This is a genomic window from Modestobacter sp. I12A-02662 (assembly GCF_041028325.1).
Taxonomy (GTDB): domain Bacteria; phylum Actinomycetota; class Actinomycetes; order Mycobacteriales; family Geodermatophilaceae; genus Modestobacter.
Window position 1 is genome coordinate 325852 of sequence record NZ_JABGDE010000005.1, and the last position, 14186, is coordinate 340037.

A 14186-nucleotide genomic window follows, 5' to 3' on the forward strand; every position below is an offset into this window, starting at 1 on the left:
CGGATCGTAGAACTGGATGGTCTCGGAATGGTCGCTCGGCGTGACCACTCCTGGGTCGGGTGGTACTAGTCCCAACGTCCACTGTCGGCCGGTACGCCGGGCTCGACACCCTCGGCACATGTCGAACCACGGGCCCGCGCCGCGTGCCGGCGCACTCGCCGTGGTCCTTCCCTTCGTCCGGCCGGAGCGGGCGCGGCTGGGGCTCAGCATCGGCCTGGCGACGGCGGAGATCGGCTGCCGGCTCGCCTCGCCCTGGCCGCTCGCCCTGGCGGTCGACCACGCGCTCGTGGGCCGTCCCTTCACCGGCCCGACCCAGGTGCTCGAGGGTCTGGGCACCACCGGGCTGCTCATCGCGTCCGGGGTCGCCACCGTCGCGCTCACCGCGTGCGGCGGCCTCCTCGACGCCGGGTCCCGATGGCAGGCCGAGCGGTCCGCCGTCCGGATCGCGGGTGCGCTCCGGGCCTCCGTCTTCAGCCACGTGCTGTCGCTCTCCCTGCGCTGGCACGACCGCGTGCGCACCGGGGAGGTGCTCTCCCGGCTGACCAGCGACGTGGGGCGGGTGCTCGAAGCCCTCACCGCGCTGTGCACGTCCTTCCTGCCGAGCATGGTGCTGCTGGTCAGCTCGCTGACGATCCTGCTGATGCTGGACCCGTCGCTGGCCTGGCTCGGCCTCACCGTCCTGCCGTTCCTGGTCTTCCTCACCGCCCGCCAGCGCCGCCGGATCCGGGCGGCCGAGCTCGAGGCGCGGGACGCCACCGGACGCCTGTCCGGGACGACGACGGACCTGCTGCGCAACGTCCGCGCGGTGCAGGCCTTCGGCCGGGTGGACCGGGCCCGCAGCATGTTCGCCGAGCCGAACGACCGGGCGGTCGAGGCGAAGGTGAACGCGGCGACGATCGAGGCCCGCTGGGCGCCGGTCCCCAGCATCGTGCTGTCGATCGGCACCGGGATCGTCCTGGTCGTCGGCGGCCTGCAGGTCCGGGCGGGACGGTTGAGCATCGGTGAGCTGCTGGTCGTGCTGAGCTACCTGGGCAACCTGCAGTCGCCGGTGCGCAGCCTGGTCCGGCTGACCGCGGTGTGGGCGAGGTCCAGCGCGAGCGCGCAGCGGCTGACCGAGGTGCTGTCCTGCGAGGAGGCGGTGGAGGAGCCGGCCCGGCCCCGGCCGGTGCCGCCGGTGCGCCAGAGCCTGCAGCTGCAGGACGTGTCGTTCGCCTACAGCCCTGACCGGCCGGTGCTGTCCTCCTTCGACCTGACCATCGGCGCCGGGGAGACCGTCTGCCTGTTCGGTCCCAGCGGCGCGGGCAAGAGCACCGTCCTGCACCTGCTGCTGCGCCTCTACGACGTCGACGAGGGCCGGGTCCTCCTCGACGGGGTCGACGTCCGCGAGCTGTCGCCCGTGGCGCTGCGCCAGCAGATCGCGTTCGTGCCGCAGGACCCGTGGCTGCTCGACGGCACGCTCGCCGAGAACATCGCCTTCGGCTCGGCCGACGCGACCCGGGCGCAGGTGCTCGCCGCCGGGCGGGCGGCCTGGGTCGACGAGTTCGCGCTCTCCCTCCCCGAGGGGTACGACACCCCGCTGGGCGAGAGCGGCGTGCGGCTGTCCGGCGGTCAGCGGCGGCGGGTCGCGCTGGCCCGCGCGGTGGTGTCCCGGGCCCCGGCCGTGCTGCTCGACGAGCCCACCACGTCCCTGGACGCCGAGTCCGCCCGCCAGGTCATCGGCGCCATCCGCACCGCCACCCGGGACCGCACCGTCCTGCTGGTCACCCACGACCCGGTGCTCGCCGCGATCGCCGACCGCACCGTGCACGTCAGGCCCCTGGGGCGGAGCTCCCGGCGCGGTGCCCGGTCCGCGGTGTCCCACCCGGCGGAGCCGCCGGCCGGGTCCGATCGGGTGCCGGCGCTCGAGCCGCCCCGTCCTGCCGCTGCCGACCACACCCGGTCGGCTCCGAAGTTCGACATCCACGGGGGGAGGTGAGAGTCGTGCGCGTCATCGGTGAGGTCTCGTACAAGGGCAGCAAGATCCGCCACTGGAAGAGCTGGAGCAGCAAGAGCTGGCACAGCCACAGCAAGAGCTGGAAGAGCTGGAAGAGCTCGGACTCCTGCTGACCCAGCCGTCGTCCCGTCGGGGCACACCACCCCGGCGGGACGACGCACACCATCCCCCGGGCGATCGGGGCGCGACGAGGAGACGACGTGGAGCTGCGCGCTGCACCGGCGGCCGAGGACGAGCAGACCGCACTGCCGCCGGTCCTGGACGACGCCGGCGACGGCGCGCCCACCTGGGACCCCGACGGCGGGGCGCCGCTGGTCCCGGGACTGCTGACCTGGGACTGCATCGCCAAGGGGCACCACCGCGAGACGTGGCTGTGCTGGTCGCTGGACCTCTGGGCGCCCGCGGTGGTCAAGCTGGTCCGGCCCCGGTGGTCGCCCCAGTGGACCGAGGCCCTCGACCGGGAGGTCCGGGCCCTGAGGGGGCTGGCGCACCCGGCGGTGCCCCGGCTGCTCGTCGACGGCCGCAGGTCCCCGCTCCCGCACATCGCGGTGGAGTGGCTCGACGGCCCGTCGCTGGGGGAGAGCGTCGAGCACGAGGGGCCGTTCCCGGCCGCGGACGTCGCGCGGCTCGGGGTCCTGGTGCTCGGGGCGGTCCGGGCACTGCACGCCACCGGCTACGCCCACCTGGACATCAGCCCGCACAACGTGCTGCTCGTCGACCGCCGTCCCCGGTTGATCGACCTCGGCGCGTCCCGGCCGCTGGGCTTCCTGCTGGCCGAGCGACTGCACTTCGGCACCGAGGGCTTCCAGGCGCCCGAGGTCGTCGGCGGGGTGCCACCGGGCGGCTCCCCGGTGACCCCCGCCCTCGACGTCTACGCCCTCGGCGCGACCCTGCTCAGCGTGCTGGACCCCGAGAGCGACGGCGCCGAGGAGCTGCTGGACCGGATGGCCCCTCTGACCGACGCCGACCCCGCCCGCCGGCCTGCGCCGGACCTCGCGATGGCCGCGCTGATCAAGTGCGTCGGCACCGGGGCCGCCCGGCCGTGGCCCCGGTGGGCCGACGGTCAGCTGCCCCGGGCCCCGCGGCGACGCCGGCTCTCCCGCCTCCGCGCGGTCGCCGGTTGAGCCGGCCCCGGGCGCCGGCTCAGCCCGCCCGGGGCCGCGCCGCCGGCCCAGCCCGCCGGGGCCGCGCCGCCGGCCGTTTGCCGGTCCCTCCGTCGCAGGTCATGCTGGTGCCAGCCTGAGCGGAGGGCGGGTCCGCCTGCCCGGGGGAGCGCACATGGCAGGCGAGGCCATCGAGGTGACCGTCCACGACCGCGGAACGGTCGTCGTGGTGGTCGCGCGCGGGGACGTGCGCGGGGACACCGACGCGCTGCGCGAGCTGGTGGGCCTGGCGCTCGCCGCGATCGGCCGGAAGCCCGCGGTGATCGACGTCTGCGACCTGTACAGCCACCACCAGGACGGGCTCGCGGCGCTGCGCTGGCTGCTGCGCCAGCGGCCGCACGGCGCGCCCACCGTGGTGATCGCCCGGTCCGCCCAGCGCCGGTCGCTGCACGGCGTCTTCGGCGCGCAGGTCGCCTGGTACCCGGCGGAGCTGCACACCCCCTGGATCGGGGTCTCGGCGTCGCTGTCCCACCGGCGCCGTCACCTCCCGCCCGACCAGCGGACCCCCGCCGCCGAGGAGCAGATGCGCGAGCTGCTGTGGGCCGCCGCCGAGGAGCGGGAGGCCGCTGCCCTGCGCTGAGTCCGGAGCCGTTCCCGCCGACCGGGGGACGGGCGGGCGAGCTGCCTACGATCATCCGGTGACCCGGGACCCGATGATCGCGCCCAGCCTGCTGTCCGCCGACTTCGCCCGGCTCGCCGACGAGGTGCAGCGCATCGCCGACGCCGACTGGGTGCACGTCGACGTCATGGACGCCCACTTCGTGCCGAACCTGACCCTCGGCCTGCCGGTGGTGCTGGCCATCCAGGCGGTGAGCCCGCTGCCGCTGGACTGCCACCTGATGATCGAGGACCCCGAGCGCTGGGCCCCGGGCTACGCCGAGGCGGGTGCCCGCAACGTCACGGTGCACGCCGAGGCGTGCGCCGACCCGCGGGCGGTCGCCCGCGACCTCAAGGCGGCCGGCGCCCTGGCCGGCCTGGCGTTGAAGCCCGGCACCCCGCTCGAGGCGTACCTGGACGTGCTGCCGGCGTTCGACACCCTGCTGGTGATGACCGTCGAGCCGGGATTCGGCGGGCAGTCGTTCATGCCGGAGACGCTGCCCAAGGTCCGCGAGGCCCGGCGGCTGGTCGAGACCGGGCACCTGCGGCTGCTGGTCGAGGTCGACGGGGGCATCAACGCCGACACCATCGAGCAGGCCGCCGAGGCCGGCGCCGACGTCTTCGTCGCCGGCTCCGCGGTCTACGGCGCCGACGACCCCGCGAAGGCGATCGCCGCCCTCCGCGCCCAGGCCGCAGCCGCCGGGCGCCGGTGAGCACCGCCGCCGAGCGGGCGGCCATGACCCGCGCCCGGGAGCTCGGGCAGCGGGTCCTCGGCACGACCAGCCCCAACCCGCCGGTGGGTGCCGTCGTCCTGGACGCCTCCGGCGCGGTGGTGGGGGAAGGGGCCACCTCGCCGCCCGGCGGGCCGCACGCGGAGGTGCACGCCCTCGCGCGGGCCGGCGACCGGGCCCGCGGTGGCACCGTCGTGGTGACCCTGGAGCCGTGCGCGCACACCGGCCGCACCGGGCCGTGCGCCGACGCGCTGATCGCCGCCGGGATCCGCCGGGTCGTGGTGGCGGTCCCCGAGCCGACCCGGCTCGCCCAGGGCGGCGCCGAGCGGCTGCGCGCGGCCGGCATCGAGCTGGAGCTCGGCGTCGAGCAGGCCGAGGCCGAGCTGGGCGCGCTCGCCGCCTGGCTCACCGGCGCCCGCGAGCAGCGCCCGCACGTGGTGTGGAAGGTCGCCACCACCCTCGACGGGCGGGTGGCGGCCCGCGACGGGACCAGCAGGTGGATCACCGGGGCCGAGGCGCGGGCGGAGGTGCACCGGCTGCGCGCCGGGTGCGACGCCGTCCTGGTGGGGTCCGGGACGGCGCTCGCCGACGACCCGCAGCTCACCGTCCGCGACGCCGACGGGTGCAACGTGGAGCGGCAGCCGCTGCGCGTCGTCCTCGACCGGCGCGGCCGGCTGCCCGCCACCGCCCGGGTGCTCGACGACGCGGCCCCCACGCTGGTCAGCCGGGCGCCGGACCCGGCCGCGCTGCTCGCCGAGCTGTACGGCCGGGGCGTGCGCCGGGTCCTGCTCGAGGGCGGCCCCACGCTGGCCGCCGCCTTCCTGGCCAGGGGCCTGGTCGACGAGGCGGTCGTGCACCTGGCGCCCACCCTGCTGGGCGCGGGCGCTCCCATGGTGGGGGACCTGGGAATCCCGACGATCAGCGCGGCGCTGCACCTGCAGGTCGTGGCCGTCACCCGGATCGGCGGGGACGTGGAGGTCCGGCTGCGGCCCACCCGGCACACTGGGGGCGGCAACCGGACCGGAGGAGGGAGCTGACGTGTTCACCGGCATCGTGGAGGAGGTCGGCACCCTCGCCGCCCGCGAGGAGGGGCCCGACAGCGCCGTGCTGCACATCCGCGCGCGCCGGGCCCTGGACGGCGTGGCGCTGGGCGACTCGATCGCGGTCAACGGCGTGTGCCTCACGGTCACCGGCGTGACGCCGGACGAGGACGGCACCGGGGTCTGGACCACCGACGTCATGGCCGAGACGTTGCGCCGCAGCAGCCTCGGCGAGGTGGGCGTCGGCGATGGGGTGAACCTGGAGCGGGCCGTGACCGCCGCCACCCGGCTGGGCGGCCACATCGTCCAGGGGCACGTGGACGGCGTCGGCACCGTGGTCTCGCGCACGCCCGGTGACCACTGGGAGGTCGTGCGGATCGCCGTCCCCCGGGAGCTGGCCCGGTACGTCGTGGAGAAGGGGTCGGTCACCGTCGACGGCGTCTCGCTCACCGTGAGCGGGCTGGCGGACGACCCCGATCCGTGGTTCGAGGTCAGCCTGATCCCGACGACCCTCCGCGAGACCACCCTGGGCAGCCGCGCCCCCGGCGACCCGGTCAACCTGGAGGTGGACGTGATCGCCAAGTACGTGGAACGACTCCTGGGAGCGAAGCGGTGAGTTGGCACCTGGATTCCATCGAGGACGCGATCGCCGCCGTCAAGAGCGGCCGTCCGGTGGTCGTCATCGACGACGAGGACCGCGAGAACGAGGGCGACCTGATCTTCGCGTCCGAGCTCGCCACCCCGGAGCTGGTGGCCTTCACCGTCCGCTACACCTCGGGCTACATCTGCGTGGCCGTCACGGAGGAGGACGCCGACCGGCTGGACCTGCCGCCGATGCTGCGGATCAACCAGGACCGCCGGGGCACCGCCTACACGGTGACCGTCGACGCCCGCGAGGGCGTGACCACCGGCATCTCGGCCGCCGACCGGGCGCGCACGATCCGCCTGCTGGCCAGTGCCGACACCACCTCCACCGACCTGGTCCGGCCCGGGCACATCGCGCCGCTGCGCGCCAAGGACGGCGGGGTGCTGCGGCGGCCCGGGCACACCGAGGCCGCCGTCGACCTGGCGGTGCTGGCCGGGCTGCGCCCCTCGGGCGTGCTCTGCGAGGTCGTCAGCGAGCAGGACCCGACCGGCATGGCGAAGGCCGACGAGCTGCGCGCCTTCGCCGACGCGCACGACCTGGTGATGGTCTCGATCGCCGACCTGATCGCCTACCGCAAGCGGTTCGACAAGCTGGTCGAGCGGGTGGCCGAGGCGCGGGTGCCGCTGCGCCCCGGCGAGTTCACCGCCGTCGGCTACCGCAGCTCCTACGACGAGCGCGAGCACGTGGCCTTCGTGTACGGCGAGATCGGCGACGGCGAGGACGTGCTGGTGCGGGTGCACTCCGAGTGCCTGACCGGCGACGTCTTCGGCTCGCTGCGCTGCGACTGCGGCCCCCAGCTGGACGCGGCGCTCGCGGCGGTCGCGCAGGAGGGGCGCGGCGTCGTCCTGTACATCCGCGGGCACGAGGGCCGGGGCATCGGCCTGCTGCACAAGCTGCAGGCCTACCAGCTGCAGGACGCCGGCGTGGACACCGTCGACGCCAACCTCGACCTGGGCCTGCCCGCCGACGCCCGGGACTACGGCACCGGCGCCCAGATCCTGGTCGACCTCGGGATCCACACGATGCGGCTGCTGACCAACAACCCGGCCAAGCGGGCGGGGCTGGAGGGTTACGGCCTGAAGGTCACCGGCCGCGTCGGGCTGCCGACCCACGTCACCGTCGACAACGTGGGCTACCTGCGGACCAAGCGCGACCGGATGGGGCACCTGCTGGAGATCATCGAGCCGGACGCCGGCCGGGCCGGCAGCGGCCCGGCGGACCTGCCCCGGCGCGCCGACGAGCAACCCGGATGACCGGTCGGTGGTGCCCCGCCGGGCACACTGCACCGTCGCACCCGCTGTCCAGCACCGAGGAGGAGAGGCCATGAGCGGCTCCGGAGCCCCGCAGCAGCAGCCCATCGACGCCCAGGGCCTGACCCTCGGGATCGTCGCCGCCACCTGGCACCGCGACATCAGCGACGCCCTGCTGGTCCGCGCCGTCGCCTGCGCGGAGGCCTCGGGTGTCCCGTCGCCGACCGTCGTCCGGGTGCCCGGCGCCATCGAGCTGCCGGTCGTGGCCCAGGCGCTGGCCGAGACGCACGACGCCGTCGTCGCGCTGGGTGTCGTCGTCCGCGGGGGCACGCCGCACTTCGACTACGTGTGCGACTCGTTCACCGCCGGTCTCACCCGGGTCTCCCTGGACGCCCGCACCCCGGTGGGCAACGGCGTGCTGACCGTCGAGGGCGAGAAGCAGGCCCGCGACCGCGCCGGCCTGGAGGACTCGGGCGAGGACAAGGGCTGGGAGGCCACCGCCGCCGCCCTGCAGACCGCTCTCGTGCTGCGCGACCTGCGCGTCCCCAAGCAGGGCACCGGCTTCGGCATCAGCCCGGCGGCGGGCACCGCGTGAAGTCCTTCGACGAGCTGTTCGCCGAGCTGAGCGGGAAGGTCGCCGCCGGGGACCCCGCCTCCGGAACGGTCGCCGCCGTCCGGGACGGCGTGCACGCTGCGGGCAAGAAGGTGGTCGAGGAGGCCGCCGAGTCGTGGATGGCGGCCGAGCACGAGGGCGCCGAGCGGACGGCGGAGGAGATCAGCCAGCTCCTCTACCGGGTGCAGGTGCTCATGCTGGCCCGCGGGCTGTCCCTGCAGGACGTCTACGCTCACCTCTGAAAAAGGACCCCCTCGCCCCCCGACCCTCGCTCCGCTCGGGCCGGGCCCCTGCGAGGGGGCCGTTCCACCACGTCACCTAGGAGCCCGACAGTGCTGCGCGTCGCCGTGCCCAACAAGGGCGTCCTCAGCGAGCCCGCGGCGGCGATGCTCGCCGAGAGCGGGTACCGGCAGCGGCGCAGCGCCAAGGACCTCGCGGTCTACGACCCGGAGAACGACACCGAGTTCTTCTACCTCCGGCCGCGGGACATCGCCGTCTACGTCGCCGCGGGCACGCTGGACGTGGGGATCACCGGTCGGGACATGCTGCTGGAGACCGCGCCCGCCGACGGTGAGGGCCCGGCCGCGGTCGAGGTGATGGAGCTCGGCTTCGGCCGCTCCTCCTTCCGGTTCGCCAGCCCCACCGGGTCCGACGTCGACGACGTCGCGAAGCTGGAGGGACGGCGGATCGCCACCGCCTATCCCGGGCTGCTGCAGCGGTTCCTCGACGAGGCCGGCATCAAGGCCGGGGTGGTCAAGCTCGACGGCGCGGTCGAGACCGCGTGCCGGCTCGGCGTCGCCGACGCGGTGTGCGACGTGGTCGAGACCGGGACGACGCTGCGGGCCGCCGGCCTGCGGATCATCGGCGACCCGGTGCTGGCCAGCGAGGCGGTGCTCGTGCGCCGGGCCGGGGGCGAGGAGATCCCCGCCGTCGCCCAGCTGCGGCGCCGGCTGCGCGGTGTCCTGGTGGCCCGGCAGTACGTGATGCTCGACTACGACTGCCCCAACGACCTGCTGCCCCGGGCGACGGCGCTCACCCCGGGTCTCGAGGGGCCGACGGTCAGCCCGCTGCAGACCCCCGGCTGGTCCGCGGTGCGGGCGATGGTCCGCCAGCAGGAGACCAACCGGGTCATGGACGAGCTCTGGGAGCTCGGCGCCCGCGCCATCCTGGTCACCAGCATCGCCGCGTCGCGCATCTGAAAGAGGACCCCGTCCCCCTCACCCATCGCAGGCTCGGGGCGAGCCTCTGGACGGGGCCGTAGACGCTCGGGGCGGGAGCGTGCAGGGGCGGACGTCGGCTGCCCCGGTCCAGGCCGGGGCAGCCGACGGCTCAGCGCGGGCGGGTGGTGCGGTCGACCAGGTCGATCGCGGTGCACATGCCCAGCGCCAGGGCCCGCCCGCTGGTCGAGCCGGTGCCCAGCAGCGCGTCGACGGCCGGTGCCAGCGAGCCGTCGCCGACCAGCCCGCGCAGCACCGCGGCGAACTCCCCGCTGACCCGGCCGGCCGCGGCGTGCCGCAGCAGCGCCCGGGACAGCTCCGTGGTGCGGCCGTTGGCCAGGGAGGTGACCCCGGCGGCGAACCGCTCCGCCGACGGGTGGCCCAGCAGGACCAGCCCGGCGGTCAGCCCGGCCAGCACGTCGTCGCCGGCCGGGGTGAGGCCCGGCCCGAGACCCACCAGCCGGGTCGCGGTGCGCAGCGCGGCGTCCAGGTCGGCGCGGCGGACGGCACCGCGCAGGGCGGCCAGCGGACCGCTGGGGCCGCTGGGCAGCCCGGGCAGCACGAACGCGCTGTGCGGCACGCCCTCCCCGTAGAGGGCGGTGCGCAGCTGGCGCACGCCCTCGGGCAGCAGCGCCGGTCGCGCGGTGGGCAGCTTGGGCCGCGGGTCCCACCAGGCAGCGGCGCTCACCGTCAGGTCGCCGACGACGAGCTTGCCGCCGCCGACCCGCGCCGGCGCACCGCTGGGGACCGCGACCAGCGGCCGGCCGTTGGACGGGCGGAACAGCACGCAGCCCAGCGGCAGCCGGGCGGCGTCGGAGGTCAGCACCCCGACGACGTCGTTGCCCTGGGCCGTGGGCACCGTCAGGTACACGGCGGCCGGGACCGAGAGCAGCACCCGGGCTACGCGCACGGGACCGCGTAGCAGCTCTGCGACACCGGTGCTCGCCTGGGCGGGGACGGTGGTGTGGGCGGCCCGTGGGTGGGGTACCCCGGGCGCTGACGCTCGTGGCAGCGGGAACGTGGGGACGCCGGCCCGGGCGGCTCGCCCGTCGCGGGCCGCCTCCCGGGTCGTTGCGTCGCCGTGCCCGCTGATGCTCTCGTCGATGGTCCGCATGTGCCCCTCCACCCGTGCGGTCGACGGGGCCCGCGAGTGCGCCGGCCCCGCCCCGGTGTGCTCGACTCGGCCGGCCGCCGAACGCCACTGCCCCCCGCGGGAGAGACGCCCACCGACCGACCCACAACACAGATCCGGTGGCGGGCCCTTGAGTGGCTCATCACTCGGCTCTGTATGGCGATTCTCGCCAAGAGTGGGTTCAGCCGTCCAGGGACGTCTGACAGAATCTTGGAAGATTGCTCGTGCAACGCGCGGTGGGGGTACGTAGAGTGACCGAACGTGAGGCGTCCGTGACGTACATTGCGCACAGTGATCGACTGGGTGCCACCAGTGGCGTCCTGCGGTCCGTGGAGCCGGTGCTCTCGCAGGTGGCCCCAGCCGACCGCACCGCACTCCAGGAGAGCATGGGGCTCACCGTCGACCAGCTCCTGCAGCTGCCCGGCCTCGTCGGGACGACCGTCGTCGGCGGGGCGACCGGCACCCGCCGGATCGTCCGGCACGTGCTCATCGACGAGCCCACGGACCTGGTCGCCGGGGCCGGGCCCGACGTCCTCGTCGTCCTGGCCGAGCCGCCGGGGTCCGCCGACCCGGCGCAGCACCGGGCGCTGATCGAGCGGCTGCACCGCGGCGGCAGCGGTGCGCTGGCCTTCCGGTCCGCCGGGGGCACCGGCACCCCCCATGGTGAGGTCCCGGCCGAGGTGCTCGCCGAGGCCGACCGCCGTGGCTTCCCGGTCCTGATGCTGCCCGCGCCCACCCGGCTGGACGAGGTCGTCGCCGAGGTCCTCGGCGCGATCATCGACAAGCAGACCCAGGCGCTGAGCCTGGCGAACCGCATGCACAACCAGTTCATCGACGTGGCGCTGTCCGGCGGAGGGCTGACCGAGGTCACCGCGCAAGTCTCCACCTTCCTGGCCGGCGCGGCCGTGCTGGGGCTCGGGCCGGACCGCGAGGTCGCCACCAGCGCCGGGCCGCCCGAGGAGGTCGCCGAGATCCGGGACTGGCTGTGGCTGCTCGACGCCGCCGCCGACGACGCCTTCGCCGACCTCGCGCCGTCCCGCCGGGCGTCGGGCAACCGCGCCGACCAGAGCGTCGTCACCCCGGCCAACGTGCTCGCCGACGCCGACCTCTCCCCGGCCGACGGGATCCTCCTCGTCCCCGGGCACCACGAGCTCCCCGGCGGGGTGGGGGAGTACGCCGTCGCGCCGATCATGGCCGGCGAGCAGCGGCACGGCTGGCTGGTCGCGGTCAACCGGCACGGCCCCATGCTGGTCGGCGCCGGGGCGGTGCTGGAGCAGGCGGCGGTCATCGCGGCCCTGTCGGAGATCCGCTCGCAGGCGGTGCACTCGGTCGAGCTGCGCTTCCAGGGCGACCTCGTGCGCCGGCTGGTGAGCGGGCAGTTCGGCCACACCGAGCGGGCGCTGGCCTACACCCGGTCCTTCGGCTGGCGGCTCGACGGCCCCGCCGTCGTCCTGGTCACCGCCACCGAGACGGTCGCCGACGCCGGCGCCGACCCGACCCGGGCACTCGACGTGCTCGACCGGCTGGCCGACGGCTGGCGGTCGGCGGTCGACGCCGAGGTGGCCGGCGCCGCGGTCGCGGGCCTGGCCACCGAGATCGTGACGGTGCTGCCGCTCGACGGTCGCACGCCGGAGGAGATCACCGCCCTGGTCCAGGCGGTCACCGCCCGGGTCAACGCCCGGCTGCGGCGGATCGGCCGGCTGCTGGGCACCGGGATCGGCCGCCCGGCCGAGGCCCTCGCCGCGCTCGGCGAGGCCTACCAGCAGGCGCAGCGAGCCCTCGTCGTGGGTCAGGAGATCCACGGCGGGCACGCGGTCACCCACTTCGACCAGCTGGGCGTGTTCCGGCTGCTGTCGCTCATCCCGGACAGCACCGAGCTGCGCAGCTACGTCGACGAGGTGCTCGGCCCGCTGGCCGACTCCGGCGACGCGGACTCCACCGACCTGCGCGAGACCCTGCGGGTGCTGCTGGAGACCAACCTCAACGTCGCGGAGTCGGCCCGGCGGCTGCACTTCCACTACAACACCATGCGGTACCGCATCGGCAAGCTGGAGCGGCTCCTGGGGCCGTTCACCGCCGATCCCACACTGCGGCTCAACCTGCTGCTCGCGCTGCACGCGGCGCGCATCCGCGGGCTCGACCAGCCGCACCGCCCGCCGGTGGAGAGCATCGCTGCCGCGGTGCTGGACGACGGGCTCGAGTCCCTGGTCTGAACAACGACCTGGGCCCTCTGGTGCACGGGCCAGCGGTCTGCCAGTGTGCGCTCGCTCGGTGCTCAGGCACCGCAGGCAGGACCGTCGAGGAGGACCCATGGCCTTCGGGTGGAAGCTGCACGGGGACGGCAAGGCCCCGCCCCTGGGTGAGGCCGTCGCGCCCGACGAACGGCTCTCGTGGCCGCTGACCGTCGGCATCGGCGCCCAGCACGTCGTCGCCATGTTCGGTGCGACGTTCGTCTTCCCGCTCGTCATGGGCCTGGACGCCAACCTGGCGATCATGATGAGCGGGATCGCCACGATCCTGTTCCTGCTCATCGTGCAGGGGAAGGTGCCCAGCTACCTGGGCACCAGCGCCTCGTTCGTCGGCGGGGTCGCCGCGGTGCGCGCCCAGGGCGGGGACAGCTCCGACGTCGTCGGCGCCATCCTGGTCTCCGGTGTCGTGCTCGCCCTGGTCGGTCTGCTCATCCAGGTGGCCGGCGTGCGGGTGGTCAACCGCGTCCTGCCGCCGGCGGTGACCGGCGCGGTCGTGCTGCTCATCGGCTTCAACCTCGCGCCGGTCGCGGCGGTGGTGTACTGGCCGCAGGACCAGTGGGTCGCGCTGGCCACCATGGCCTTCGTCATCGTGGTCTCGCTGGCGCTGCGCGGGTTCTGGGCCCGCATCTCCATCCTGCTCGGCCTGGTCTTCGGCTACCTGCTCTCGCTCCTGCTGGACGCCACCCTCGGCCAGATCACCTCACCCGACGGCACCGGCACGGTCGTCACCCGCGACCGGGTGAACCTCGACGCGGTGGGCCAGGCCGACTGGTTCGGCCTGCCCGACTTCACCGCGCCGAGCTTCTCGGTCAACTTCTCGCTGCTCGTGCTGCCCGCGGTCATCGCGCTCGTCGCGGAGAACGCCGGGCACGTCAAGGCGGTGGCGGAGATGACCAAGCGCGACCTCGACCCGGTGCTCGGCCGGGCGGTCCTCGCCGACGGCGTCGGCACGGTCGTGGCCTCCTCGGTGGGCGGCTCGCCGACCACCACCTACGCGGAGAACATCGGCGTCATGGCGGCCACCCGGGTCTACTCGACCGCCGCCTACTACGTGGCCGCCGTGGTGGCCGTCCTGCTGGGCCTGGTGCCCAAGTTCGGCGCGATCGTCAACGCCACCCCCGGCGGCGTGCTCGGCGGGATCACCGTCGTCCTCTACGGGATGATCGGCCTCCTCGGCGCGAAGATCTGGAAGGAGAACCGGGTCGACTTCGCCAACCCGATCAACCTGGTGCCGCTCGCGGCCGGGATCATCATCGGGATCGGCAACGTCACGCTCGTGTTCACCGACACGTTCTCGCTGTCGGGCATCGCCCTGGGGACGATCGTGGCGGTCGTCGGCTGGCACCTGGCCCGGGCGCTCGCGCCGGCGGAGATGAAGGACGCCCTGTACCGGGAGGGCGGCTTCGCCTCCGGCACCGGCCCCGCGCTGGGTGCGACCGGCAGGCACGCGATGGACCCGGGCGGGGCGGATCCGTCCGACGTCGACCGGGGCGACCGGGCGCGCTGACCGGCGGCCACGGCAACGGCACGGCCGGCCCGGTCGACCCACGAGGAC

The 14186-nt window shown here is 75.1% G+C and carries 14 protein-coding genes; 13 read left to right on the forward strand and 1 reads right to left on the reverse strand.

What is annotated here, in order from left to right; all coding sequences use genetic code 11:
* The first annotated feature begins 118 nt into the window (after positions 1-118).
* The 11 genes from HL189_RS09100 to hisG all read left to right on the forward strand — a co-directional run bounded on the left by HL189_RS09100 (position 119) and on the right by hisG (position 9232).
* The gene (locus HL189_RS09100) at positions 119-1975 is read left to right on the forward strand and encodes an ABC transporter ATP-binding protein (RefSeq protein ID WP_369133365.1); all 1857 of its coding nucleotides are present in this window, start codon (positions 119-121) and stop codon (positions 1973-1975) included.
* A 5-nt stretch (positions 1976-1980) separates the two neighbouring features.
* A complete protein-coding gene (locus HL189_RS09105) occupies positions 1981-2106 on the forward strand; it encodes a hypothetical protein (RefSeq protein ID WP_369133366.1) in 126 nt (41 codons plus the stop codon).
* Positions 2107-2193: 87 nt separating this feature from the next.
* Positions 2194-3117: a hypothetical protein gene (locus HL189_RS09110; protein WP_369133367.1), complete on the forward strand. Its 924-nt coding sequence runs from the start codon at positions 2194-2196 to the stop codon at positions 3115-3117.
* A gap of 154 nt (positions 3118-3271) precedes the next feature.
* Positions 3272-3736: a hypothetical protein gene (locus tag HL189_RS09115; protein WP_369133368.1), complete on the forward strand. Its 465-nt coding sequence runs from the start codon at positions 3272-3274 to the stop codon at positions 3734-3736.
* Between the two features lie 58 nt (positions 3737-3794).
* Positions 3795-4466 (forward strand): ribulose-phosphate 3-epimerase, encoded by a 672-nt coding sequence (rpe, locus tag HL189_RS09120; RefSeq protein ID WP_369133369.1) that lies wholly within the window; start codon positions 3795-3797, stop codon positions 4464-4466.
* On the forward strand, positions 4463-5521 hold the full coding sequence (gene ribD / locus HL189_RS09125; RefSeq protein WP_369133370.1) for a bifunctional diaminohydroxyphosphoribosylaminopyrimidine deaminase/5-amino-6-(5-phosphoribosylamino)uracil reductase RibD: 1059 nt from the start codon (positions 4463-4465) through the stop codon (positions 5519-5521). The genes rpe and ribD overlap by 4 nt, the downstream gene beginning before the upstream one ends.
* 1 nt (position 5522) lies before the next feature.
* Complete coding sequence (locus HL189_RS09130; RefSeq protein ID WP_369133371.1) at positions 5523-6140, forward strand: riboflavin synthase; 618 nt, start codon at positions 5523-5525, stop codon at positions 6138-6140.
* Positions 6137-7423 (forward strand): bifunctional 3,4-dihydroxy-2-butanone-4-phosphate synthase/GTP cyclohydrolase II, encoded by a 1287-nt coding sequence (locus HL189_RS09135; RefSeq protein ID WP_369133372.1) that lies wholly within the window; start codon positions 6137-6139, stop codon positions 7421-7423. Before HL189_RS09130 ends, HL189_RS09135 begins: the two co-directional genes overlap by 4 nt.
* Before the next feature lie 70 nt (positions 7424-7493).
* Entirely contained in the window at positions 7494-8015 is a 522-nt protein-coding gene (ribH, locus tag HL189_RS09140) for a 6,7-dimethyl-8-ribityllumazine synthase (RefSeq protein ID WP_369133373.1), read from the forward strand.
* Positions 8012-8275 (forward strand): phosphoribosyl-ATP diphosphatase, encoded by a 264-nt coding sequence (locus tag HL189_RS09145; RefSeq protein WP_369133374.1) that lies wholly within the window; start codon positions 8012-8014, stop codon positions 8273-8275. Before ribH ends, HL189_RS09145 begins: the two co-directional genes overlap by 4 nt.
* A gap of 90 nt (positions 8276-8365) precedes the next feature.
* Positions 8366-9232 carry an ATP phosphoribosyltransferase gene (gene hisG, locus HL189_RS09150; RefSeq protein ID WP_369133375.1) on the forward strand — a complete coding sequence of 289 codons (867 nt, stop codon included), beginning with the start codon at positions 8366-8368 and terminating at the stop codon, positions 9230-9232.
* 130 nt (positions 9233-9362) lie between these two features.
* Here the strand turns inward: hisG and HL189_RS09155 are convergent, their stop codons facing one another.
* Positions 9363-10160 (reverse strand): DUF2877 domain-containing protein, encoded by a 798-nt coding sequence (locus tag HL189_RS09155; RefSeq protein WP_369133376.1) that lies wholly within the window; start codon positions 10158-10160, stop codon positions 9363-9365.
* Positions 10161-10720: 560 nt separating this feature from the next.
* On the opposite strand from HL189_RS09155, the gene HL189_RS09160 reads away from it, so the two are divergent.
* On the forward strand, positions 10721-12595 hold the full coding sequence (locus HL189_RS09160) for a PucR family transcriptional regulator (protein WP_369133377.1): 1875 nt from the start codon (positions 10721-10723) through the stop codon (positions 12593-12595).
* Positions 12596-12692: 97 nt separating this feature from the next.
* Positions 12693-14138: a uracil-xanthine permease family protein gene (locus HL189_RS09165; protein WP_369133378.1), complete on the forward strand. Its 1446-nt coding sequence runs from the start codon at positions 12693-12695 to the stop codon at positions 14136-14138.
* The last annotated feature ends 48 nt before the right edge of the window (positions 14139-14186 follow it).

Bases quoted from the DNA above. Each gene is read 5' to 3' on its own strand.
- HL189_RS09100 (WP_369133365.1), top strand. From the start codon at position 119: ATGTCGAACCACGGGCCCGCGCCGCGTGCCGGCGCACTCGCCGTGGTC.
- HL189_RS09115 (WP_369133368.1), top strand. From the start codon at position 3,272: ATGGCAGGCGAGGCCATCGAGGTGACCGTCCACGACCGCGGAACGGTC.
- ribH (WP_369133373.1), top strand. From the start codon at position 7,494: ATGAGCGGCTCCGGAGCCCCGCAGCAGCAGCCCATCGACGCCCAGGGC.
- HL189_RS09165 (WP_369133378.1), top strand. From the start codon at position 12,693: ATGGCCTTCGGGTGGAAGCTGCACGGGGACGGCAAGGCCCCGCCCCTG.